Source organism: Psychromarinibacter halotolerans (genome assembly GCF_029168315.1).
GTDB classification, from domain to species: domain Bacteria; phylum Pseudomonadota; class Alphaproteobacteria; order Rhodobacterales; family Rhodobacteraceae; genus Psychromarinibacter; species Psychromarinibacter halotolerans.
Genome location: NZ_JARGYD010000004.1, coordinates 187,734 through 208,775 on the forward strand (window position 1 = coordinate 187,734; position 21,042 = coordinate 208,775).

General features: G+C 62.3%; 19 protein-coding genes. 3 read left to right on the top strand and 16 right to left on the bottom strand.

Translation table 11 applies throughout. The features are described from left to right. Positions 1–6: 6 nt before the first annotated feature. The 3 genes from P1K30_RS12020 to P1K30_RS12030 all read right to left on the bottom strand — a co-directional run bounded on the left by P1K30_RS12020 (position 7) and on the right by P1K30_RS12030 (position 3,450). Positions 7–903: an ABC transporter permease gene (locus tag P1K30_RS12020; protein WP_275632982.1), complete on the bottom strand. Its 897-nt coding sequence runs from the start codon at positions 901–903 to the stop codon at positions 7–9. Next, positions 884–1,822: an ABC transporter permease gene (locus P1K30_RS12025; RefSeq protein WP_275632983.1), complete on the bottom strand. Its 939-nt coding sequence runs from the start codon at positions 1,820–1,822 to the stop codon at positions 884–886. Before P1K30_RS12025 ends, P1K30_RS12020 begins: the two co-directional genes overlap by 20 nt. A 77-nt stretch (positions 1,823–1,899) precedes the next feature. Beyond that, positions 1,900–3,450 (bottom strand): ABC transporter substrate-binding protein, encoded by a 1,551-nt coding sequence (locus tag P1K30_RS12030; protein ID WP_275632984.1) that lies wholly within the window; start codon positions 3,448–3,450, stop codon positions 1,900–1,902. Between the two features lie 143 nt (positions 3,451–3,593). Between P1K30_RS12030 and P1K30_RS12035 the strand changes: the two genes are divergently transcribed. Beyond that, the gene (locus tag P1K30_RS12035; RefSeq protein ID WP_275632985.1) at positions 3,594–4,406 is read left to right on the top strand and encodes a helix-turn-helix domain-containing protein; all 813 of its coding nucleotides are present in this window, start codon (positions 3,594–3,596) and stop codon (positions 4,404–4,406) included. A gap of 882 nt (positions 4,407–5,288) precedes the next feature. Here the strand turns inward: P1K30_RS12035 and P1K30_RS12040 are convergent. Then, the gene (locus P1K30_RS12040; protein WP_275632986.1) at positions 5,289–6,281 is read right to left on the bottom strand and encodes a tyrosine-type recombinase/integrase; all 993 of its coding nucleotides are present in this window, start codon (positions 6,279–6,281) and stop codon (positions 5,289–5,291) included. 427 nt (positions 6,282–6,708) lie between these two features. Here P1K30_RS12040 and P1K30_RS12045 point away from each other — a divergent pair, with 427 nt between their 5' ends. Then, positions 6,709–7,899, top strand: coding sequence for a tyrosine-type recombinase/integrase (locus P1K30_RS12045; RefSeq protein WP_275632987.1), 1,191 nt, complete (start codon positions 6,709–6,711; stop codon positions 7,897–7,899). A gap of 533 nt (positions 7,900–8,432) precedes the next feature. Further along, complete coding sequence (locus tag P1K30_RS12050; RefSeq protein ID WP_275632988.1) at positions 8,433–9,188, top strand: class I SAM-dependent methyltransferase; 756 nt, start codon at positions 8,433–8,435, stop codon at positions 9,186–9,188. A 160-nt stretch (positions 9,189–9,348) separates the two neighbouring features. Here the strand turns inward: P1K30_RS12050 and P1K30_RS12055 are convergent, their stop codons facing one another. The 12 genes from P1K30_RS12055 to P1K30_RS12110 all read right to left on the bottom strand — a co-directional run bounded on the left by P1K30_RS12055 (position 9,349) and on the right by P1K30_RS12110 (position 21,007). Then, positions 9,349–10,893, bottom strand: a complete 1,545-nt coding sequence (locus P1K30_RS12055) for an alanine/glycine:cation symporter family protein (RefSeq protein ID WP_275632989.1) — start codon at positions 10,891–10,893, stop codon at positions 9,349–9,351. 15 nt (positions 10,894–10,908) lie between these two features. Further along, entirely contained in the window at positions 10,909–11,346 is a 438-nt protein-coding gene (locus P1K30_RS12060; RefSeq protein WP_275632990.1) for a universal stress protein, read from the bottom strand. 380 nt (positions 11,347–11,726) lie between these two features. Further along, positions 11,727–12,458, bottom strand: a complete 732-nt coding sequence (locus P1K30_RS12065; protein WP_275632991.1) for an anti-sigma factor — start codon at positions 12,456–12,458, stop codon at positions 11,727–11,729. Further along, positions 12,455–12,970 carry a sigma-70 family RNA polymerase sigma factor gene (locus tag P1K30_RS12070; protein ID WP_379562015.1) on the bottom strand — a complete coding sequence of 172 codons (516 nt, stop codon included), beginning with the start codon at positions 12,968–12,970 and terminating at the stop codon, positions 12,455–12,457. Before P1K30_RS12070 ends, P1K30_RS12065 begins: the two co-directional genes overlap by 4 nt. A gap of 188 nt (positions 12,971–13,158) precedes the next feature. Next, positions 13,159–13,959, bottom strand: a complete 801-nt coding sequence (locus P1K30_RS12075; protein WP_275632993.1) for a DUF4394 domain-containing protein — start codon at positions 13,957–13,959, stop codon at positions 13,159–13,161. 128 nt (positions 13,960–14,087) lie between these two features. After that, a complete protein-coding gene (locus P1K30_RS12080; RefSeq protein ID WP_275632994.1) occupies positions 14,088–14,996 on the bottom strand; it encodes an AEC family transporter in 909 nt (302 codons plus the stop codon). Between the two features lie 160 nt (positions 14,997–15,156). After that, on the bottom strand, positions 15,157–16,380 hold the full coding sequence (gene nqrF / locus P1K30_RS12085) for an NADH:ubiquinone reductase (Na(+)-transporting) subunit F (protein ID WP_275632995.1): 1,224 nt from the start codon (positions 16,378–16,380) through the stop codon (positions 15,157–15,159). A 12-nt stretch (positions 16,381–16,392) separates the two neighbouring features. Next, the gene (gene nqrE / locus P1K30_RS12090) at positions 16,393–17,001 is read right to left on the bottom strand and encodes an NADH:ubiquinone reductase (Na(+)-transporting) subunit E (RefSeq protein ID WP_275632996.1); all 609 of its coding nucleotides are present in this window, start codon (positions 16,999–17,001) and stop codon (positions 16,393–16,395) included. Next, positions 17,001–17,654: an NADH:ubiquinone reductase (Na(+)-transporting) subunit D gene (locus P1K30_RS12095; RefSeq protein WP_275632997.1), complete on the bottom strand. Its 654-nt coding sequence runs from the start codon at positions 17,652–17,654 to the stop codon at positions 17,001–17,003. Before P1K30_RS12095 ends, nqrE begins: the two co-directional genes overlap by 1 nt. Further along, complete coding sequence (locus P1K30_RS12100) at positions 17,654–18,466, bottom strand: Na(+)-translocating NADH-quinone reductase subunit C (protein WP_275632998.1); 813 nt, start codon at positions 18,464–18,466, stop codon at positions 17,654–17,656. The genes P1K30_RS12095 and P1K30_RS12100 overlap by 1 nt, the downstream gene beginning before the upstream one ends. Further along, the gene (locus P1K30_RS12105) at positions 18,459–19,658 is read right to left on the bottom strand and encodes an NADH:ubiquinone reductase (Na(+)-transporting) subunit B (RefSeq protein ID WP_275632999.1); all 1,200 of its coding nucleotides are present in this window, start codon (positions 19,656–19,658) and stop codon (positions 18,459–18,461) included. The genes P1K30_RS12100 and P1K30_RS12105 overlap by 8 nt, the downstream gene beginning before the upstream one ends. Positions 19,659–19,663: 5 nt before the next feature. Further along, entirely contained in the window at positions 19,664–21,007 is a 1,344-nt protein-coding gene (locus tag P1K30_RS12110) for a Na(+)-translocating NADH-quinone reductase subunit A (RefSeq protein WP_275633000.1), read from the bottom strand. Positions 21,008–21,042: the final 35 nt, after the last annotated feature.

The window sequence follows — 21,042 nt, forward strand, 5'->3', positions numbered from 1 at the left end:
AGTCCTTCATTTGCCCCTCCCCATGCGCGGGTCGAAGATGTCGCGCAGCGCCTCGCCGAGGAAGGTGAAGCCCAGCGTCGTCAGGATCAGCGGGATGCCTCCGGCGATCACCATCCACGGCGCATCGCGGATCACGAGGTAGCCCTCGTTCAGGATGGTGCCCCAGCTGGCCTGTGGCGGCAGCACGCCGATGCCGAGGAAGGACAGACCGGCCTCGATCGAGACGACCACCGGCACCTCCATCGCCGCGAGGATCAGCAGCGGGCCGATCACGTTCGGCATGATGTGGTGCAGCAGGATGCGCGGCGTCGAGGCGCCCAACGAGCGTTCCGCAAGGATGAATTCGGTGTGTCGCAACGCCAGTGTCGCGGTCCGTGCGACGCGGCCATAGCTGGGGATCGTGGTCAGGATGACGATGGCAAGAACCACGGTCAGGCTCGGCCCCGTCAGCGCGACGGTGGCCAGTGCGAGGATGACCGACGGAAAGGACCGCACCGCGTCGAACGCCAGCAGCATCAGGTTGTCGAGCCAGCGCGGCCCGAAGCCCGCGATCATGCCGAGGATCAGCCCGATGGTCAGCGATGCGGACACCCCGAGCGCCGCGATATAAAGCGCCACGCGCCCGCCGTGCAGGATGCGCGAAAAGGTGTCGCGCCCGAGCTGGTCGGTCCCCGCGATATGCGCCCAGCTGGGCCCGGACATGCGGGCGGGAATGTCCATGGCGTTGGGATCGTAGGGCGCGATCCACGGGGCGAAGAGGGCGCTGGCGAAGAACAGCACCACGAGCACAAGGCCGGTCACGGCCTGCCAGTCGGTGAGGAAGCGCTTCAGCTTCTCGCGGCGCTCGCGGCTCGCGGTCTCGCGCGCTTCGGGTGCGATGTGATCAGAGGGAAGAGCGGACACGAGGATCAAGCCAGGCAATGAGAAGGTCGGACATCAGGACGACGGTGATATAGAAGCCGGTGGCCACCAGCACGCCGCCCTGCACGATGGGGAAGTTGCGGTCGGACACCGCGTCGAAGATCATCTTGCCGAGGCCGGGGCGGGCAAAGATGATCTCGGCAAAGACCGCCGAGGAGATGAGCCCGCCAAAACCCATGCCGATCAGCGTGATCGTCGGCAGGATCGCCACGCGCAGCGCGTAGCCGTTGACGCGTCGGTCCGTTAGGCCGAAGGCGCGGGCGGAGCGGATGTAGGGCTCTCCCATCACCTCCAGCATGGAGGCGCGCACCATGCGGGCGAGGTAGCCGACCCAGCCCAGCCCGATGGCAAAGGCGGGCAGCACAAGGTGGGTCAGCTGGTCGCCGAGGTCGCCGGGTTCGCCCGCACCGATGGCGGGCAGCCAGCGCAGCTGCAACGAGAAGAGCAGCAGCGCCCAGATCGACACAAGGAAAGACGGCACGGCGATCATCCCGACGGAGAACACCCCCGTCACCCGATCCAGCCAGGAGCCCGGCCGCACGGCGGCCAGACAGCCCAGCGGGATGCCCAGCAGCACTGCCCAGCCCATGCCGGTACAGATCAGCGCCAGGGTAAAGCCGATCCGCTCGCCGATGATGGCGGTCACGGGGCGGTTGGAAAAGACATCCTCGCCCAGGTCCCCCTGAAGCGCATTGCCGAGGAAGTGGGTGAACTGTACCAGCACCGGCTCATCCAGGCGCATCCGCGCGGTATATTCCGCGATCGCCTCGGGCGAGGCGCGGGTGCCCAGGGCCAGGATCGCCGGGTTGCCCGGGATCATGTGCAGCATCGAAAAGAGAAGAAGCAGCACGGCCACGACGACGATCGCCGCCAGGCCGAGCCGTTTGAGTAGGTAGGTCATCATGCCGGATTTGCCCCCGGTTCGTGTTGGGAGGCCCCCGCCCGGGGGATGTCTCAGGGCGGGGGCGACCTTTGGGATCAGACCGGTTTGAAGCGGTGGTAGTTCAGTTCCCCGGAGGGCGCGGCCACGACGTCGATGGACGTCTTGTGTGCGTAGGTTTCCGGCTCATGGTTGATCCAGACATAGGCGCCGGTCTCGTCCATGATCTCCTGCATGCGGACATAGATCGACTCGCGCGCGGCGGTGTCGGTCTCGGACAGGCCCTGTTCGTAGAGGCTGTCGAACTCCTCGCTGGTCCAGCGTTCCCAGTTCCAGACACCGACCTGTTCGGAGATGAACCACTGGGTCGCCTCGTAGGGGTCGGGCACGGTGGCGAAGCGCATGATCCACAGTTCCAGATCCTGCCAGGTGTCCCCGGCCTCTTCCATGCCCATTTCCCAGAACGGGCCGCTTTCCATCGGCAGGATGTTCACGGAGATGCCGACGGCGGCAAGGTTTGCCTGGATGATCTGCGCGGTCAGCAGACGTTCCTGCCAGTTCAGCGTGCGCAGCGTGAGGGTCAAACCGGAGACACCCGCTTCGGCCAGCAATTCGCGGGCGCGGGCGGGATCGTAGCTGTAGCCGTGATCCGACCGCGCGCCCAACAGCCCGGGGCAGACGATCCCGTGCGACTTGGCCGAGGTGCCGGCAAAGGCACCGGCAAGGATGCTGTCCACGTCGACCGCATGCTGGATCGCCTGGCGGACCTTCAGGTCCTGCAGCTTGGGGTGCTGGGTGTTCATGCCCATCCACATGTACTGCAGCTGGCCGGCGGTGGTGATCGCCGTGCCCTCGGGCATTTCGTTCGAGTAGCGTGCAAGGCTGTCGGGCCCCAGCTCGGTGCAGTCGATCTCGCCGGCCTCGTAGGCCAGTTCGGCGGCCTGCACCTCGGTGATGACGTGGGCCACAACGCGGTCGTAGCCCGGCGCGGGGCCGGTCCATTCGGGGTTGCGTTCGAAGACCGCCCGCTGGCCCGGCGTGGCGCTGTAGGTGTAGGGGCCGCAGACGGCGGGAAAGTCGGTGGTGAAACGACCGCCAGCCGCTTCGGTCGCGGCTTCGCAGACGATGGCGCCCGGACCGTGGCAGAGCGTGACCATGATGAACGGCGCGAAGGGCTTGTTCAGCACCAGCGTGCCGGTCAGCTCGCCCGTGACCTCGACGGTTTCCAGCGCGTCGAAATAGCCCGACCATTCACTGTCCTTCATGCGGGCATAGGAATAGGCCACGTCCGAGGCCTTGAGCGTGCCGTGGCCACCGGACCAGACGAGGCCTTCGGCCAGCTCGAACTCGATATGCGTGTCGTCGACATATTCCAGCCGGGTCACATGGGCCGTGGGCTGCCAGCTGAAGGTGTCGCCGTCGCGGACGTATTCGGCGAGGAAGGGCAGGCACTGCTTCTGCGCCTCGATCTCGGTCCCGCCGACCATGTAGCCGGGATCGAGGATCGAGTTGTCGCCGTCGAGGCGCAGGTTCAGCACGCTGCCTTCCTGTGCGCGCAGCATCCCGATGCCGCCGGGAAAGAGGCCCGCCGCGCCGATCGCGGCGGCGGAGGTCAGAAAGGTGCGTCGGGTGGTCGTCGTGGGGGTCAAGTCAGCTCTCCTGTCGGGGGCCGGTCGCGAAACCGACCGGTCTTTGCTTTTCTGCGCACAGGATGCCGTGCGACACCCGCTTATGACAATTTCGCATCCTTATGCTACTTGACACCAATTGTGCGTCAGTGTGCGATAGCTGCATGTCGAATACCTTCTCCGCAAATCTCTCGCTTGCATGCAGCCACTACAGCTCAATTTCCGATGTATGCCGCCGCATCGGGATGAACCGGCAGCAGTTCAACAAGTACCTGAACGGGCAGGTCCGACCGTCACGGCACAACATGCGCCGGATCTGTGATTTCATCGGGGTCACCGAAGCCGAGATGTTTCTCGAAGAGCAGCGCTTTGCACAGTTGATCGGCCTGCGCAGGCAGCCTGTGGCGCGGACGACGCTCGAGATCCCCATGCAGCGCATGGACGCTCTGATGGCGCGCGCGTCGCCCGTGGATCGCTACGAGGGCTTCTATTTCCGGTATTTCTATTCCTTCGGCAACAAGGGGCGGATCATCCGCTCGCTGGCGCGGGTCGTGGTTCAGGATGGGCGCGGATACTTCAAGAACGTCGAAGTGCTGCCGCACCCCGAGACGGACCGGTGGAGGCGCACGAACAAGTACGAGGGTATCCTCTTTCAGCTCGCGGACCGTCTGCATCTGTTCGAATACGAAACGACGGAACTGAACTCGGTCACCCAGGCGATCTTCTATCCAAGCTATGGCAGCCGCGTGGACTACCTGCTTGGCATCCAGACAGGCGGCCCTACCCGCCAGGGCCGCAAACCCGGTGCCTCGCGCGTGGCGCTGGAATATCTCGGAGCCGAGATCAATCTCTTGCGTGCCATCCGGCAGACAGGGCTGTACCTGCCGGACGACCCCGCGCTGAGGCCCGAAATCGTTCAGGCCATCAGCAACCGGATGGAGCCTGACAGCTACGTTCTCGAGGTGGATGAGCCTTGAAGGGTCGCCGAATCTGACCGTGGGGCGGTCGGTCGCGGCGATCCGGGCAAGGGCACGCTCCCGCATCCCTGTAAGGTCGGAAGTCCAGGTCCCGTCGCGAAGTGCCCCTGCCAAGTAGCTTTGGCATCATGACCTTCGCAACGGTGCGCGTGAAACGCCTAAGTCGATAAGGAATTTAACGCGTCGAGCCACTTCCGACGGCAAGAGCAAAGAGGTCCATTTTCAGCGCTTTGCGGTCATTACTCCAGAACGCAGCGAACGGCTGCTAACCGCCCGTCTCGAACTTTCGCGACCTAAGAAGGAAACGACTAATCGTCGCCTTTACTGGCCCACATCGACTGCATTGGTGCACGCCGCGAACCGGGCGCCGGTGAAGCCTGCTCTTAAGTCCACCGACTGACGGCTTTAGGCTGCGTCGCTGGGAGCCGATTAAAAGCTTTGAGTAGTGCGTCGTGATATGCCGATGCAATTTCACAAAGCCCCAAAGCTTCGTTTGTTAAATTACTCCGATATATTTTTTTCTCTCCGAAGCCTGCCGCGGCAATCTTCGACAATAACGTGAACTTCACCACAATCGAGACGACCTTCAAAGTGCGGTCCAAAAGCGACAGATATTATCACGTCCCCATTTCGAAATTTATACATGAACCCTCCATTAACAAGATAACAGGTGGAGATATTAAGTGTGGCGATGAATTTAGAAAATCATTTTAAATCGATTGAAGTTAATTTTTTGAACTGAGTACTGGGTCAAGTTTCAATGGAGCGGTCCCACGGGAAAATGTATGATCTTGTGACGTTCCGTGAACAAAAGGTTAATGATAATTAGAACATATTGGGAACTGATTGCGCGGGGCGCGGCGACCGGACCTCGAACTTTGCCTACAGCTCGGAGGCGCGCTCTTGTTCAAACGCCCGGGAGACCTGCGCCGAAGCGGATTGACTTGCAAGTATCCGCCGGGCGTAGCGTGCCGGCATTTCTGGTGACGACCATCGACCCGCGACCATGATTGATGAGAGATCGCATCCAATGCGGAAGGCATCTTGGACACCTCCAACTCGCATACTGTGCGCCGAGACATCGTCTCGCCCGATGCATCGCTTAATGATGCGAGTGACGGTGGCAGGGTTTAGTGGTGTTCTTAACCCGCCTACCTGCGATTTGGTGATGATGGGATCGTCACGTCTGAGGCCGGCCTCTCTTATCCATTTTAGCGACGCTCGCGTGCCCTCCGCCGATAAGAAAGCGTATGCACCCTCTCCATAGGGATCGGTCTTTGATCGTGTAACATACAATAGGCTGGAACCATCTTCTTGGCGAAGCAGATCCTTTACCTTGAATGCGACGACCTCTGACGCACGACACCAACTGTCGGTCAAAATCCAGAGCAAGGCTTTGTTCCGCAGATCTGCGCGGCTATCGCCTTGTCGCTCGATGGCTGCCCAAACCTCTTTTTTGCTAAGTGCAGGTGCTTGCCGTACGGCTGCACCATATTTTCTCTTGACGGATTTCAAAGCTAATTCAACGAGGCGGTGACGGCATGGGGAGGCCTCAAAGTTGGCCCGATGCATCTCCGCTATTGCCCACAGGCGTGTCGCGATAGTCGTTGAACGGATCTGTCCTCCCAGCCAGTCGACGTATTCCGCCACCACGGAAGGGCTAATGGGCGGCTTTGAGGAATAGCCCCGTTCATCGCACCAAGCGGAGAAGCTGCGCACAATATTATGATAGCATTCCAGAGTCCTTGGGGCGAATGCCCCCTCGGACCGTCTGCGGTATTCTTCAATCAACGCGGCTCGGGTCGGTATTGGCGCGCGGGCCAACTGGGCCAACACCTCAAGGCGCTCTTCTTCACGGTTGAACATCGCTTTCATGACAAGCCTCCTCCTGCGGTCCGAAAGCATCTGGCTGCGAATTAACCAAACGTTAACCAATTCCGTTCAGAGTCCGCTCACGATACCGCAGATGGGGTGAGTCGGGTGACTGAAAACGAGCTGAAACTGGAAGCGGTCCTTGCGGACTACATGTTCCGGTTCGGAATTACCGAGAAGGCGAGGAAGCTGCTCTTGAACCGCGAAGGCGAGGAGCACCCTCATGACGAAGCCAGACCTCACGAACCCAGCGACCATTGCTGACTTGCCAGCACGCCAGGCTCCCTATTGGATTGTTTTAGAATACTCTAGGCACCTAGGTGTCCACAGAAAACCCAGCGGTAAGTCATTTTGGGTTGCGCGCGTCAGGACGATTAGTGGCGGGTACCGCCAGCGACGCTTGGCGCCCTGCAAGCCATCTCATGACGGAGTGAGCTACAATGATGCTATCGCTCTGGCCGAAGCGTGGTTCACTGATCCTGCTATCGAACGCATCGCGTCCAAACCGACGCCAGTCGGCGTGAACCGAACTCTCAAGTATGAAAAGTCCGTTGAAGCCTTCACGATAGGCGACGCGATGGAGGACTATGTTGAGTGGAAGCGGATTGCAGCGACGCGGTCGCACTTCGAAACCAACCTGTCATTGATCAATTTCCACATAATTCCTCGCCTCGGCAATGTGCCGCTCGACGGTTTCACGGGACGTCGGTTTGCCGAGTTCTGCCGGGAAGTTCTCGAGACGCCCCCGAAGCGTGGCAACCAGCCAGTCGGCCCTCGGATGAGTTTGGAGCATTTGGGTGCAGAGGCGCTAAGAAAGCGCAAAAAGACGTTGAACACCCTGATAGGCATCCTTCGCCTAGCTCTCCGAATGGCTTGGGAAAATGGCGATACGGACTCGGAACGGGCGTGGCGATGCCTGCGCCGCATCCCGAGCGCGGATGTGCCACGTCAGGTCTTTCTGACGCGCGACCAGTGCCGCAGCCTTATCTCGAACTGTCGAGGGGACTTGGCGGATCTGGTTAGAGGTGCGCTTTTTTCAGGTTGCCGGGTTTCCGAACTACAGCGAATGCGCGTCCAGGACGTCGGAACTCATGTGTTCGGCATCTACATTCGCCCATCGAAAAATGGCCGGGGCAGGTATGTTATCCTGCCCGAAGAGGGTATGAATTTCTTTCTCAGCCTGATCGCCGGCAAACCGGAGGATGAGTTCGTTTTCAAAATGGAGAACGGCACGGTCTGGAATGGTGGACATAAGCACCTATTCCGGGAAGCCTGCAATAAAGCGGAATTGCCTTTAGAGCTGGTGTTTCATGGCCTGCGGCACACCTATGCAAGTCAGCTTGTGCAGGCGGGCACACCGCTCGCGATCGTGGCAAAGCAGCTGGGGCATGCGAATACTGATACCGTCAGCCGAACCTACGGGCACCTCTCCTACACAAGCATTGAAACTGAAATCCATAGACGGTTCGCTCCGATTGAGCGCGACGCTCACCAGGATCGCAGCCGAATGGATCGCCTAAAGCGATCTCTGCAAGGTTCTCCGCCCCCAGTCAAAGAGACGTTGCATTGGCCGATTAGCAACTTTTCCATGTCTAGGGTCGGCCGTTATCAGCAGGTCTGAGTTTCGGATCGCATTCTGTGGAAGCGTGGTTCTGTTCGCTGCCGCTTGTAGCCAAGATCAGGCCAAGATCTGAAGAAGCGACTGCAGGTTGTTTCGGTCAGATCTGACGCAAGGTGGGGTATGAAATGTGGTATTTTCCAAAGGCGAACAGAAAAAATATCTTATTTTCAAATCTTAAGACAGTAAGAGTGGCGGACTCCTTTTCCGCCATCTACTCCTAGCCCCCCCGATTTCCCGAGACGACACCGGACGGTCGAATGTCCGATGTCGGCGGTATTTCCCGTATATCGGTTTCATCGGATGTGCTTCGGTTCGGTCAGACTGCTTCCGAGGCGCCGCCCGGTTGCTCGTCATCGCAGGCGAAACCGAAACGGGAACGTCACTCGCCCCGATACAGCCTGAACGGTGCAAATGGGTTGCTTTCGTTGGCAGCCGCTGGGATGGTCCTGCAGGCGGTTCCCGGGCGCGGCCTGTGGCGGTTTGGTACGTCAGTAGGCTGGCAACGCTTGGAAAGATATATGGAGCAAAAAGGTATGGTTGATACCGAACGGTTGAAGCGGGAAACAGAGGCGGCGCGGAGCGTCTGGAACGAGCACGAGGACGAGTTGCACCGTGCCGACAATTCCCACTATCGCGGTGTCGGCCGTTGGGCGGATGATGCCAAGTGGCAGTCGATCGGCAAGCGCACCCGCGCTGACCTAGAGCGGATGCTTCAGTTCTATAACTACCCCGGCGATTTCTGGGCGACGCCTCGGACGATCCTGGAATGGGGCCCGGGCGGCGGCGCGAACGCCTTTGCCTTTCGCGACGTGGCCAAACAATTCTATGGCGTCGATATTTCCGAGAAGAACCTGGAGGAATGCGGCCGGATGCTGCGCGAGGAGGGCTCGGATATGCTGCGCCCGGTCCTGATCCAAGAGGGGCTGGACGAGGTCGCCGCAGCCATCGAGACCCCGGTTGACGTGTTCTTCTCGATTGCCGTGTTCCAGCATTTCCCGTCGAAAGCCTACGGCGAGGATGTGCTGCGGCTTATGTACGACAAGATGGCGGCATTCTCGCTGGGCATGGTTCAGATCCGCTATGACAACGGCAATCCCCGGTTCAAGCCGATCCAGTCGGTCGAGGAATACCGCAAGCGCCACATCACGGCGACGAGCTACGCGCTGGACGAGTTCCACGCGATCCTGCAGAAGATCGGCTTCGAGGACGTCTTCATCACCGAGATCCGGCCGCGGTCGAACTACGCCTTCTTCCATTTCCGCAAAGGTACGCCCGGCGCGGCGGGCTGAGGTTCGCGTCTCCGATCACCGGGGGCGACGATCATCTGGGCGCTTTGCGACTGCCCCTCGCAGGGCGTAGTGCCATCTGTCGAACCGTATCCAGCCGCAGGGCAGGGCCGGCGGCAGACGCCCGGCGGAATTGCCGGGCGTCTGTTTGTTTGCGCGTGGATCAGTGCTTGAACCGCTTGATCTCGCCGGACTTCAGCCGCCCGACATAGTGGGCCAGTTCGGCTTTCACGATCGGCATCAACAGGTACAGGGCAATGATGTTCACGATCGCCATCGAGAACAGCATGGCATCAGAGAAGTCGATCACCGGCCCTAGACTGGCGGCCGCGCCGATCACGATGAATACGCAGAAGAGTACCTTGAAGGTAATCTCGCTGCCCTTGCTTTCGCCGAAGAGATAGGTCCAAGCCTTAAGGCCGTAGTAGCTCCACGAGATCATCGTCGAGAACGCGAAAAGCACCACCGCGATCGCCAGCGTTATCGGGAACCACGAGAAGACCGACGCGAAGGCCGAAGAGGTCAGCGCCACGCCAGAGACATCGCCCTCGGTCATGATGCGGCCCGCTTCGCTGTCCCACATGTACAGGCCGGTTTCCGGGTCGACCTGCATCACGCCGGTGATCACGATCACAAGGGCGGTCATGGTGCAGATCACCACCGTGTCGATGAACGGCTCTAGCAGGGCGACATAGCCCTCGGTGATCGGCTCTTTGGTCTTCACGGCCGAGTGCGCGATGGCGGCAGAGCCGATCCCCGCTTCGTTCGAGAAGGCGGCACGCCGGAAGCCTTGGATCAACGCGCCGGTAAAGCCGCCAGCGACGCCAAGACCGGTGAAGGCACCTGCGAAGATCTGGCCGAACGCCCAAAGGATCATGTCGTAGTTCATCAGCAGGATGATCAGCGAAACGCCGACATAGAAGACCCCCATGAAGGGCACAACCTTCTCGGTCACCTGCGCGATGGACTTGATGCCGCCGACGATGACGACGAACGTGATGATCGCCAGCACAAGGCCGGTGATCCAGCCCGGATAGTCGCCGAACACGTTGGCCAGCTGCGCGTGGGCTTGGTTGGCCTGGAACATGTTGCCGCCGCCAAGGGCGCCGAGGATGGTGAAGATACAGAACAGTACCGCAAGGATCTTGCCGCCCGGCAGGCCGCGCTCCTTGAAGCCCTTGGTGATGTAGTACATCGGGCCGCCCGAAACGTGGCCGTCCGCGTATTCGTTCCGGTACTTCACGCCCAAGGTACATTCGGTGAACTTGGTGGCCATGCCGAAAAGGCCCGCGACGATCATCCAGAACGTCGCGCCGGGCCCGCCGATCCCGACCGCCACGGCAACCCCGGCGATGTTGCCAAGGCCCACGGTGCCGGAAAGCGCGGTAGCGAGCGCCTGGAAGTGGCTGACCTCGCCTGCATCCTCGGGGTCGGAATAGTCACCCTTCACCAGCCGGATGGAATGGCCGAAGCCCTTCAACTGGATAAACGAGAAGTAGAAGGTGAAGATCAGCGCCGCCACCACCAGCCACAGGGCGATCCAGCTGAAACTGGTGCCGGGCACCGGGGCGAAGATGAATCCGACATACCAGCCGGTGTATCTAGAGAAGGCGTCGTTGATGGTGGCATCAATGCCCTGCGCCAAGGCTGGCGCGGTCATAATGGTCAGGGCCGTTGTCGAGGCGGCCAGTTTGGAAATGATTTTCATGGTGCTGCCTTTCACTCAGGGGACGATGACCGTGGGGACTTTGGCGATCTGCGCAAGGCCCAGCGGAACCGACCCGAAGACGCGGGCGGCGACGGAATTGGAACCGGAGCGGCCGACGATGATCATGTCGGCGTTCAGCTTGGTGGCTGTCTCCGAGATGATCTCGACCACCTGACCGAAGCGGATTTCGCCGTTGGCCTCGACACCCGCCGCACGGGCCTTGGCCAAGGCCGGGTCGATGATGGCCTCTTGGGCGCGCGTCATCTCTTGCTTTCGGCGGGTCGTCCTTTCCTCGATCTCCTGCGGAGTCAGGAAGGTGTAGGGGGACCATTCAAGCACATGCACCAAATGTAAAAGCGCCCCGTCCTTTTGCGCACGTGCGATGGCATAGGCCAAGACACTGGATGAATCCTCCTCGCACTCATATGCGACGACGAATGTTTCCGTAGTCATTTGCTTCTCCCGTTCCGTGCACCGCAATTTTCTCCGAACCAAAATTCGGGTGCGGCGCTGTTGTGCGGCTTTATGCCGCTGCCGCCAGTCTTGGCCGCATAGGGCCACGAGTCATGGAGAATCTTGGGGAACTTGGGAAATTGCCGCGAAACGTCGGAAAAATAATACTCAGACCGCCGCAATAACGCCCGTAGCGACCTGCGCGGTGCACAAACGGCGCGTTGCCGATCACGTAGGGATCTGAGAGGCGCGGGGGCGGGCAGTGTTCGGCGGGCGTCGCATGAGGGGGAGGGCGTGCATCGTCCCGGCCGGCGAAGACGGCGCACGGATCGGATGGGTGCTTGCTATCCTGCGGGGCTTGCCCCCGCAGGCCGCGCCGGTCAGATCAGGGGCGCTTTCGCCAGCCCTTTGCCCAGTATCGGCCCGGTGGGAAGGTTCGTGGGCGATCCGCCCTCGGGTTCGACGGTGATCTCGTAAAGCTGGCGGGCATTGGGGGCGGGCAGGCCCTCGATCGTCAGAGTTTCCGACAGCCCACGCGCAAGAAGACCCAGCGACACCGGCGGACCGTCGTCTTCGGGTTTGGTCCAGACCTGCATCACGCGGTCGCTCGGGACATCCGCCGGTTCCAGCAGGGTGACGCGGGTGGTGTTGTCCGGGCTGCTTTCGACCAGTGCAATGGCCTCTCCGCTATCGTTCAACAGCACGGCAACCACCGTTGGACCGCTGGCGGACATCATCGACCAAGCCAAGGAAATGGCAAGAAGAAGGGCCGCGGCCAGACCGCCAACGGCAGCCCCCTTCCAGCGCGCCATCGTACGGCGGATGGCTGCCAGATCGACGACCTCGGCGGCTGGCGCGTCTGTGTCGGTGGTGGGCGCGTCGGGATTTTCGGCTTGGTCGATGGTAGCATCGATGCGCGACCACAGATCGTCCGGCAAAGGCGCTTCGTCGACCGTTTCGTCCAAGGGCGCAAACCGACGGCGCGCACGGTCCAGCCGCGCCGCAATATCGGGATCGCGGTCGGCCAGCGCCTCTATGCGGGTCACCTCGGCGGGGTCCGCAAGGCCAAGCACGACCTCGTCGATCAGGACGTCCAGAGACCGGTCCGTCATGACAGACACTCCCTCAGTTTCATCAATCCGCGCCGGACCCATGATTTCACCGAACCCAGGGGCGCCTCCATCCGCCCCGCGATTTCCCCGTGGCTGTGCCCGAGGATATATGACGACAGGATCGCCCGCCGCGTCTGCAGATCCAGGCCCTCTAGGCAGCGCCTTAGATCGGATCTTCCCGCCAGCCTGTCGAACGCCTCGTCGACGACTTCCGCGTCCTGCAAGGCGTCCATCCGCTCGGGCGAGGTGCTGATGTCGCGATCTTCGGACCGCAGCAGTGTCAGGCACCGGTTTCGCAGGATCGTATAGATCCAACCCTTCGCGCTGCCGCGCCCGCTGTCGTACTGGTGGGCCCGGCGCCAGATCAGGACCAGTGCCTCTTGCACCGCATCCTGAGCAAGATCGTCGCGCTTGAGCATTCGACGCGCGACACCCAACATCCGGCCGCCTTCGGCCTCTAGCAATTGCTTCAAGGCCGTTCTGTCACCATCCGCGCAAGAACGGAGCAACATGTCGTGGTTGATCAAGGACAGCTCCGAACCCTCGTGGCGGCGGCATTCGACGCTCGCTTTTGCCACGGAGCCTAGCGGCGTTTGCTGCGCAGTCCAACCTGAACCGGCGCCGTATTCCGCCAAGCCGCAGGGATCTTGGCTGACGACCGGCGCGGGGATACCCGCGCCGGCCGATTGCGATCGGACGATCACATCGCGGTCATGAAGGTAATGTCGCGCAGGACCGCGTCACCAGCTTCCATGATCTCCCAGCTTTCCTGAACCGAGCCGTCGTCCAGCGACACGGTGTGAAGCATCCCGCCAGCGGCGAGCCACGCGGTGTTGTTGCCGTCGGCATCGGTGGCGATGTCGAACGCATAGGCGTCTGCCGCGTCGATGCCCAGCTTGCCGATGGCAGCCAGCGTGCCGTCATTGGGCGACGTCTGCTGGATCACCGCAACGATCGTCGAGTCGATGTCGAACATCGCCGTGCTTTCCGGCTTGCCGTAGGAATTGATGTAGGCGGCGGCTGCGATGGCCGGAGCCTCGCCCGCGTGCATGTCGGCTTCTTCGAAGGCCAGCGAACCGTCGACGGTCACTGCGCCGCTTTCGATGTCGACACGGTGGTTGGTGGTGCCCGACATGAACCGCAGCTTGTCAGCCATCGGGTTGAAGTCGACGATCACCGGCGCGCCGTCCATGACCGGCAGCTCGGTGTCCATCGTGGAAAGGACGGTCGCCATGCCGGTTGCGGGGTCGATCTCGACAATCTCGAAGGTGTCGGTGACGCCGATCAACTGGCCGGTCGCCGGGCGCAGGTCGATGCCAAGCAGGTTGTCCACGCCCTCGACGTCCATCGACGCGGTCACGGTCGCGGTGGACGTGTCGATCATGTGCAGCGTCTTGTCGCCGGACAGGCCGATGGCCATCAGGCTGTCTTGGGCAAAGGCACCCGTCGCGGTCGTCATAAGGGCGGCGGCGGCGGTAAGAGTCGAAAACTTGGTGAGCATCTAACTGGTCCTTTTCGCGTATCTGGCTGCCGATGATCGGCGGCCTTGATACCCCTAGGACTCGGGCCGGACCGCGTTTGGATGCAGCCGCGACGAATTTTTTTGAATTTTCTTCGCTCGCCCCGCGATTACAGTCCCGCAAACAGCAGCAAAACAAGGGGAATGGTCGCCAGCGCAGCGAGGGTCTGCGATGTCACGATCCCGGCCATCAACGCGCCGTCCCCGCCCATCTGGCGGGTCAGAACATAGGACGTCGGCGCTGTCGGCACGGCCGAGAAGATCACCAGCACCGCGATCTCGATCCCGGACAGCCCGAAGGTGTGGCCGGTAGCCGCCGCCAGCGCGGGCATCGCCAGCAGCCGCGCGCCGCCCACAAGGGACAGGGGCGCCATGTCCTGACGCAGTGCCGCGGGGTTCAGCGCGGCCCCGACACACAGCAGGCCCAGCGGCAGGCTGGCCTGACCCAGAAGCCGCAAAAGGTCGCCGCTGCCCAAGGGTAGGCCGATGCCGCCAAGTGCCAGCGCGAACCCGGCCAGACAGGCAAGGATCAGGGGATTGGCAAGCACCGTGCGGACCAGCCGCATCGGGCTGCGCGACGCGCCGCTGCCGCTAAGCGCAAGGATCGACAGCACGTTCACCAGCGGAACGCAGATGGCAAGGTAGACGGCGGCGCGCTCGACCCCGGCGTCGCCGGTCAGGATCGCGATCAGCGCCAGCGACAGGTAGGTGTTGAACCGGACCACGCCTTGCAGCATCGGGCCGAACCGGGCGGGCGTGACCGGGCGTACAAGTCGCGCGAAGGTAAGAAGCATCGCGGCCAAAAGGATCGTCACCGCCGCCGCGCCGCCGAACCGAAGCAGGTCGGGGTCCCGCACCGGCGCATCGGCAAGGCTCGACACCAGCAAGGCGGGGAACAGCACGAAATAGTTCAGACGCTCTGCTGCCGGCCAGAACGGTCCCGACGGGAAGTCCCGCCGCGACAGGACGAAGCCAAGGCAGATCAGGGCAAAGATCGGCCAGATGGTGATCAGCAGCATTCGGTCCCGTTTCTCCCGGCGCGGCCATGTTCACGCAGTTGGCACAGGTCTAGCCCGCGACGAGGGCAGGGGCCAGCACCGCGCCGGTTCGCCCTGCCCGAACGAAAAAGGGGAAGCCGAAGCTTCCCCTTGTGGGTCTTTTCAAACCTGTCGATCCGCGTCAGCCGCCGAAGTCGTCCAGCATGATGTCGTCACGGTCGACGCCAAGGTCCAGCAGCATGTTGATGACCGAGCTGTTCATGATGGGCGGGCCACACATGTAGTACTCGCAGTCTTCCGGTGCCGGGTGGTTCTTGAGGTATTCCTCGTACAGGACGTTGTGGATGAACCCGGTGTAGCCGGTCCAGTCGTCCTCGGGCAGAGCGTCGGACAGGGCGACGTGCCATTCGAAGTTCGGGAACTCTGCCGCCAGCTCGTCGAAATCCTCGACGAAGAACATCTCGCGCTTGGACCGCGCGCCGTACCAGAAGGTGATCTTCCGGTCCTTGTTCTTCAGCCGCTTCAGCTGGTCGAAGATGTGCGACCGCATCGGCGCCATGCCGGCGCCGCCACCGATGAACACCATCTCCTTGTCGGTGTCGCGGGCGAAGAACTCGCCGAACGGACCCGAAATGGTGACCTTGTCGCCCGGCTTCAGGTTGAAGATGTACGACGACATCAGCCCGGGCGGGATGCCGGTAGACCCCGGCGGGGGCGAGGCGACGCGGACGTTGAGCATGATGATGCCCTTCTCGTCCGGGTAGTTCGCCATCGAGTAGGCGCGTTCGACCGGCTCGTCGGCGGTCGATTCGTACTGCCACAGATTGAACTTGTCCCAATCCGGCCGGTATTCCTCGGCGATGTCGAATTCTTTGTAGGACAGTTTGTGCGCAGGCGCCTCGATCTGGATGTAGCCACCGGCGCGGAAGTTCACGTCCTCGCCCTCGGGCAGTTCCAGCACGAGGTTCTTGATGAAGGTCGCGACGTTGTCGTTAGAGCGCACGGTGCACTCCCACTTCTTCACGCCGAACACTTCCTCGGGCACCTCAATGTCCATGTCCTGCTTCACGGCCACCTGACACGACAGGCGGTCGCCGTGGGCGGCCTCGCGCTTGGTGATGTGCGATTCCTCGGTCGGCAGGATCGACCCGCCGCCGGAATGGATGCGCACCCGGCACTGGGCACAGGTGCCGCCGCCGCCGCAGGCAGAGGGGACGAACATCTTCTCGCCCGCCAGCGTCTGCAGCAGCTTGCCGCCGGACGGGACCGAGATGGTCTTCTCGCCGTTGATGGTGATGTTGACGTTGCCCGAGCTGACCAGCTTCGAGCGGGCCGCCAGAATGAACGTCACCAGAACCAGAACGATCAGGGTGAACAGCAGGACGCCAAGTCCGAAAGTCGTCATGGATCGTCCTCCTTACAGTTTGACGCCGCTGAAGGACATGAAGGCCATCGCCATCAGTCCAGCGGTGATGAAGGTGATGCCCAGACCCTGCAGGCCGTCGGGGATGTCCGAGTACTTCAGCTTTTCGCGCACGCCCGCCATCGCGGTGATCGCCAGCGCCCAGCCAAAGCCGGAGGACACGCCATAGGTCGCCGCCTCGGCGAAGTTGTAGCTGCGTTCGACCATGAACAGCGAGCCGCCGAGGATGGCGCAGTTCACGGTGATCAGCGGCAGGTACACACCCAGCGCGTTGTAAAGCGGCGGGAAGTACTTATCGAGCACCATCTCGAGGATCTGGACCAGCGCGGCGATGACCCCGATGTACGAGATCAGGCCAAGGAAGGTCAGATCCACGTTCGCGAAGCCCGCCCAAGACAGGGCGCCCGGCGCCAGCAGGTAGTTGAGGATCAGGTTGTTGGCGGGCACGGTGATGGCCTGCACCACCATGACCGAAACACCAAGACCAATGGCCGTCGCGACCTTCTTCGACACGGCAAGAAAGGTGCACATGCCAAGGAAGAACGACAGGGCGAGGTTCTCGACGAAGATCGCCTTGACGGCGAGAGAGACAAGACCTTCCATCAGTGTGCCTCCACCGTCTGGATCTTGTATTCACGCTCTTCGACCTGCCCGGGCTTCCATGTGCGGACGGCCCAGATCAGCAGCCCGATCACGAAGAAGGCCGACGGCGGCAGAAGCAGCATTCCGTTCGGGACGTACCAGCCGCCGTTGTTGACGGTCGGCATGATGGTGATGCCGAACAGCGAGCCCGAACCGAACAGTTCGCGGAACACCGACACGACCATCAGAAGCAGGCCATAGCCCAGACCGTTGCCGACGCCGTCGATGAAGCTGGCCACCGGCGGGTTCTTCATCGCGAAAGCCTCGGCGCGGCCCATGACGATGCAGTTGGTGATGATCAGGCCGACGAAGACCGACAGCGTCTTGGAAATCTCGTAGGCGTAGGCCTTCAGCACCTGGTCCACCAGGATCACCAAAGACGCGATCACGACCATCTGCACGATGATCCGGATCGAGTTGGGGATCTGGTTGCGCAGCATCGAGATGAACATCGAACTGAAGCCGGTCACCAGCGTCACCGCGATGGACATCACCAGCGCCACCTGCATCGACGAGGTCACGGCCAGCGCCGAGCAGATGCCCAGCACCTGCAGGGTGATCGGGTTGTTGTCGATCAGCGGATCGACGAGTTGCGAACGATAGGTCTGTGCCATCAGTCGATGTCTCCTGCCTGAAGGCGGTCGAGGAAGGTGCCGTAACCGGCCTCGCTCATCCAGAAACGTACCAGGTTATCCACCCCGCGCGAGGTCAGGGTCGCCCCCGCCAGCGCGTCAACGTAATACTCTCGCCCTTGCGGGGGCGGCGCCTTGGCGACGGTGATCGCCAGCGTGCCGTCCTCGGTGAACAGCTTCTTGCCGTTCCACAGGGCTTTCCAGCGCGGGTTGTCGATTTCCGCGCCAAGGCCCGGAGTCTCGCCGTGCTGATAGAACTGCAGGCCGAAGATGTCGTTGCCGTTCGCTTCAAGCGCGATGAAGCCGAACAGCGTGGACCACAGGCCATAGCCTTCGATGGGCAGCACGACCTTGTCGATCTCGCCCGCGTCGTCGCGCAGGATATAGATCATGCGGAAGGCGTCCATCTGGCCGCCAAGCCCCGCAGGGTCCTCGTCCAGAGCACGCACGATCGCCGGGTCGCCGCTGGCGGCAAGCTGGTCGAAGGTGTCGATCTCGAACTGGTCGGTGTATTCGCCGGTGTCCAGCTCCAGCACGTGCGGTTCGAACGCGGCGAAGGCTTCGTTCACCGGCACGTCCGGGTCGTAGACCCCGGCGACCTGCAGCACGTTCACCCGCTTGTCGTTCAACTGGTTGGCTTCCTGCACCGGGCGCAGGGCCACGGCGGCGGCGGACACGACCATCGATGCCACAAGGCACAGGCCGACGGCCACGACCACGGTCTTCGCGACAGAGTCGGGCGGAAGATCCAGAAAACGGCGGATCGGGCCTTTCTGCTCCTGAGCGTCAGGCATTGCGCTTTGCCCTCCGTTTGATGTTGGCCTGCACGACGAAGTAGTCGATCAGCGGCGCGAAGACATTGCCGAACAGGATCGCCAGCATCATGCCTTCGGGGAAGGCCGGGTTGATCACGCGGATCATCACGACCATGAAGCCGATCAGAGCGCCATAGATGTAGCGGCCGACGTTGGTGTGAGACGCGGACACGGGTTCCGTCACCATGAACACCAGACCGAAGGCATAGCCGCCGACGACAAGGTGCCAGTACCACGGCATGGCGAACATCGGGTTGGTGTCAGAGCCGATGACGTTCAGCAGGCTGGAGAACGCGATCATCCCGCCAAGACAGCCGACGACCAGCCGCCAGTTGGCAATGCGGGTGGCCAGCAGGAACGCCAGCCCCAGCAGGCAGGCGATGGTCGAGGTCTCGCCGAGGCAGCCCTGGATCGTGCCGATGAAGGCATCCATCCAAGTGATGCCGTACTCGGGCAGGGCGGCGTGGCCGTCGGACGCGCCGATGGCCAGCGCGGTCGCGCCGGAAAAGCCGTCGACCGGGGTCCAGACGGTGTCGCCGGACATATAGGCGGGGTAGGCGAAGTACAGGAACGCCCGGCCCACCAGCGCGGGGTTCAGGAAGTTCTTGCCGGTGCCGCCGAACACTTCCTTGCCGATCACGACGCCGAAGATAATCCCCAGCGCCACCTGCCACAGGGGCGTCGAGGCGGGCATGATCAGCGTGTACAGCATCGAGGTGACAAGGAAGCCCTCGTTGACCTCGTGCCGGCGGATGACGGCGAAGATGACCTCGAAGATGCCGCCCGCGACCAGCGTCACGATATAGATCGGCAGGAAATACATCAGGCCGTGCAGCATGTTGGCAATCGGGTTGGCCGGGTTGAACCCGATCCCGAGAGCGTCGATGATCGCGGCGCGCCAGCCCGAGGGGCCGTATTCCGCAATCGCCATGTTGGTCTGAAGCCCGGTGTTGTACAGGCCGAACAGGATGCACGGCACCGTGGCAAGCACCACGTATGTCATGATCCGTTTCATATCGATGTAGGACCGGGCGTGCGGTGCGACCGTGGTCACCGTCTTGGGCGTGTAGATGAAGCTTTCGATCATCTCGTAGACGGGGAAGTACTTCTCGTACTTGCCGCCCTTGGTGAACTGAGGCTCGATCCGGTCGAAGAATGCGCGGAGACCCATCGGCCTTACCCCTCCTTCTCGATCTTGGTGAGGCTGTCGCGCAGGGCGATGCCGTATTCGTATTTGGCGGGGCAGGCGAAGCCGCACAGGGCCACGTCTTCCTCATCCAGCTCAAGCGCGCCAAGCGCCTGCGCGGAATCGGTGTCCATCACCAGCAGCGACCGAAGAAGCTGCGTGGGAAGGAAATCCTGTGGCATGAGCCGTTCGAAGGTCCCGATCGGCACCATCGCGCGGCGGCCGCCGTTCAGGTTGGACGTCAGCGCGTACAGCTTGTTGCTAAGGGCCGAGCCCAGAACCGGCTGAACCGCGTATTTCGACGGCATCGGGCGGATCCAGCCCATCGGGATCTGCTTGTGATCCTCTTCGATCAGCGTGACCTGCCGGGCGTAGCGCCCGAGATAGGCGGCGACGCCCTCTGCGCCCCGCCCACTGAGGATCGAGCCCGAGATCATCCGCACCGGGGTGTCGGTCGCAAGATCCTCGGCGCACAGGTCGGTCAGCGACGCGCCGGCCACGGTCCGCACCAGGCGTGGGCGCTGGCACAGCGGGCCGGTCAGCGCGACGATGCGGCTGGTGTCCAGCCGTCCCGTGCGCAGCAGACGCCCGATGGCGATGATGTCGTGATAGCCGACGGTCCAAACCGTTTTCGTGGCCGACGGCGGTTCGAGAAAGTGCATGTGCGTTCCGGCCAGACCGGCGGGATGCGGGCCAGAGAACCCGGCGGCGACGACGCCCTCGACGTCCGATCCCGACACCTCGGCGCCGATCTCGTGGCACAGGTAGGTCGTGCCGTCGGTCAGGCGGGCAACGGCCGCGAGGCCGGCCGAGAACGCTTCGGGATCGTCGTCGATGATCACGGCGGCGTCGGCGGACAGCGGTTCGCTGTCCATCGCGGTCACGTAGATCGCGGCGGGGACGGTGCCCGGAACGGGAAGCTTGGAATAGGGACGGGTCCGGAACGAGGTCCACAGGCCCGATGCGCACAGCCGCGCCGTGAGGCCTTCGCGCGAGGTCGCGTCGCCGGTGTCGCTGAAATCGACCGGCTCGGCAGCAGAGTCGTCGACCTCGATCTCGACACTGACCAGCGCCCGGCGCGCGCCACGGTTGATCGCCTTGACCCGGCCCGAGGCGGGCGAGGTGACCAGCACCTCGGGGGTGTCCTTGTGCGCGAGGATCGGCGCGCCGGCGGCGATGACGTCGCCTTCCTGCACCGACAACCGCGGCTTCAGCCCGATGTAGTCCGCTCCCAGGATCGCGACGGTCCTTATACTGGCGCCGTCTTCGATAAAGTCGCCCGGCGCGCCCAGCACCGGCACATCCAGACCTTTTCTCAACCTGTGTTGCTGCACGTCTTTTGTCCTGTCGATTTTCCGGCTGCCTTATG

Bases quoted from the DNA above. Each gene is read 5' to 3' on its own strand.
- P1K30_RS12025 (WP_275632983.1), bottom strand. From the start codon at position 1,822: ATGACCTACCTACTCAAACGGCTCGGCCTGGCGGCGATCGTCGTCGTG.
- P1K30_RS12035 (WP_275632985.1), top strand. From the start codon at position 3,594: ATGTCGAATACCTTCTCCGCAAATCTCTCGCTTGCATGCAGCCACTAC.
- P1K30_RS12040 (WP_275632986.1), bottom strand. From the start codon at position 6,281: ATGAAAGCGATGTTCAACCGTGAAGAAGAGCGCCTTGAGGTGTTGGCC.
- P1K30_RS12050 (WP_275632988.1), top strand. From the start codon at position 8,433: ATGGTTGATACCGAACGGTTGAAGCGGGAAACAGAGGCGGCGCGGAGC.
- P1K30_RS12055 (WP_275632989.1), bottom strand. From the start codon at position 10,893: ATGAAAATCATTTCCAAACTGGCCGCCTCGACAACGGCCCTGACCATT.
- P1K30_RS12060 (WP_275632990.1), bottom strand. From the start codon at position 11,346: ATGACTACGGAAACATTCGTCGTCGCATATGAGTGCGAGGAGGATTCA.
- P1K30_RS12065 (WP_275632991.1), bottom strand. From the start codon at position 12,458: ATGACGGACCGGTCTCTGGACGTCCTGATCGACGAGGTCGTGCTTGGC.
- P1K30_RS12070 (WP_379562015.1), bottom strand. From the start codon at position 12,970: ATGTTGCTCCGTTCTTGCGCGGATGGTGACAGAACGGCCTTGAAGCAA.
- P1K30_RS12075 (WP_275632993.1), bottom strand. From the start codon at position 13,959: ATGCTCACCAAGTTTTCGACTCTTACCGCCGCCGCCGCCCTTATGACG.
- P1K30_RS12080 (WP_275632994.1), bottom strand. From the start codon at position 14,996: ATGCTGCTGATCACCATCTGGCCGATCTTTGCCCTGATCTGCCTTGGC.
- nqrF (WP_275632995.1), bottom strand. From the start codon at position 16,380: ATGACGACTTTCGGACTTGGCGTCCTGCTGTTCACCCTGATCGTTCTG.
- nqrE (WP_275632996.1), bottom strand. From the start codon at position 17,001: ATGGAAGGTCTTGTCTCTCTCGCCGTCAAGGCGATCTTCGTCGAGAAC.
- P1K30_RS12095 (WP_275632997.1), bottom strand. From the start codon at position 17,654: ATGGCACAGACCTATCGTTCGCAACTCGTCGATCCGCTGATCGACAAC.
- P1K30_RS12100 (WP_275632998.1), bottom strand. From the start codon at position 18,466: ATGCCTGACGCTCAGGAGCAGAAAGGCCCGATCCGCCGTTTTCTGGAT.
- P1K30_RS12105 (WP_275632999.1), bottom strand. From the start codon at position 19,658: ATGGGTCTCCGCGCATTCTTCGACCGGATCGAGCCTCAGTTCACCAAG.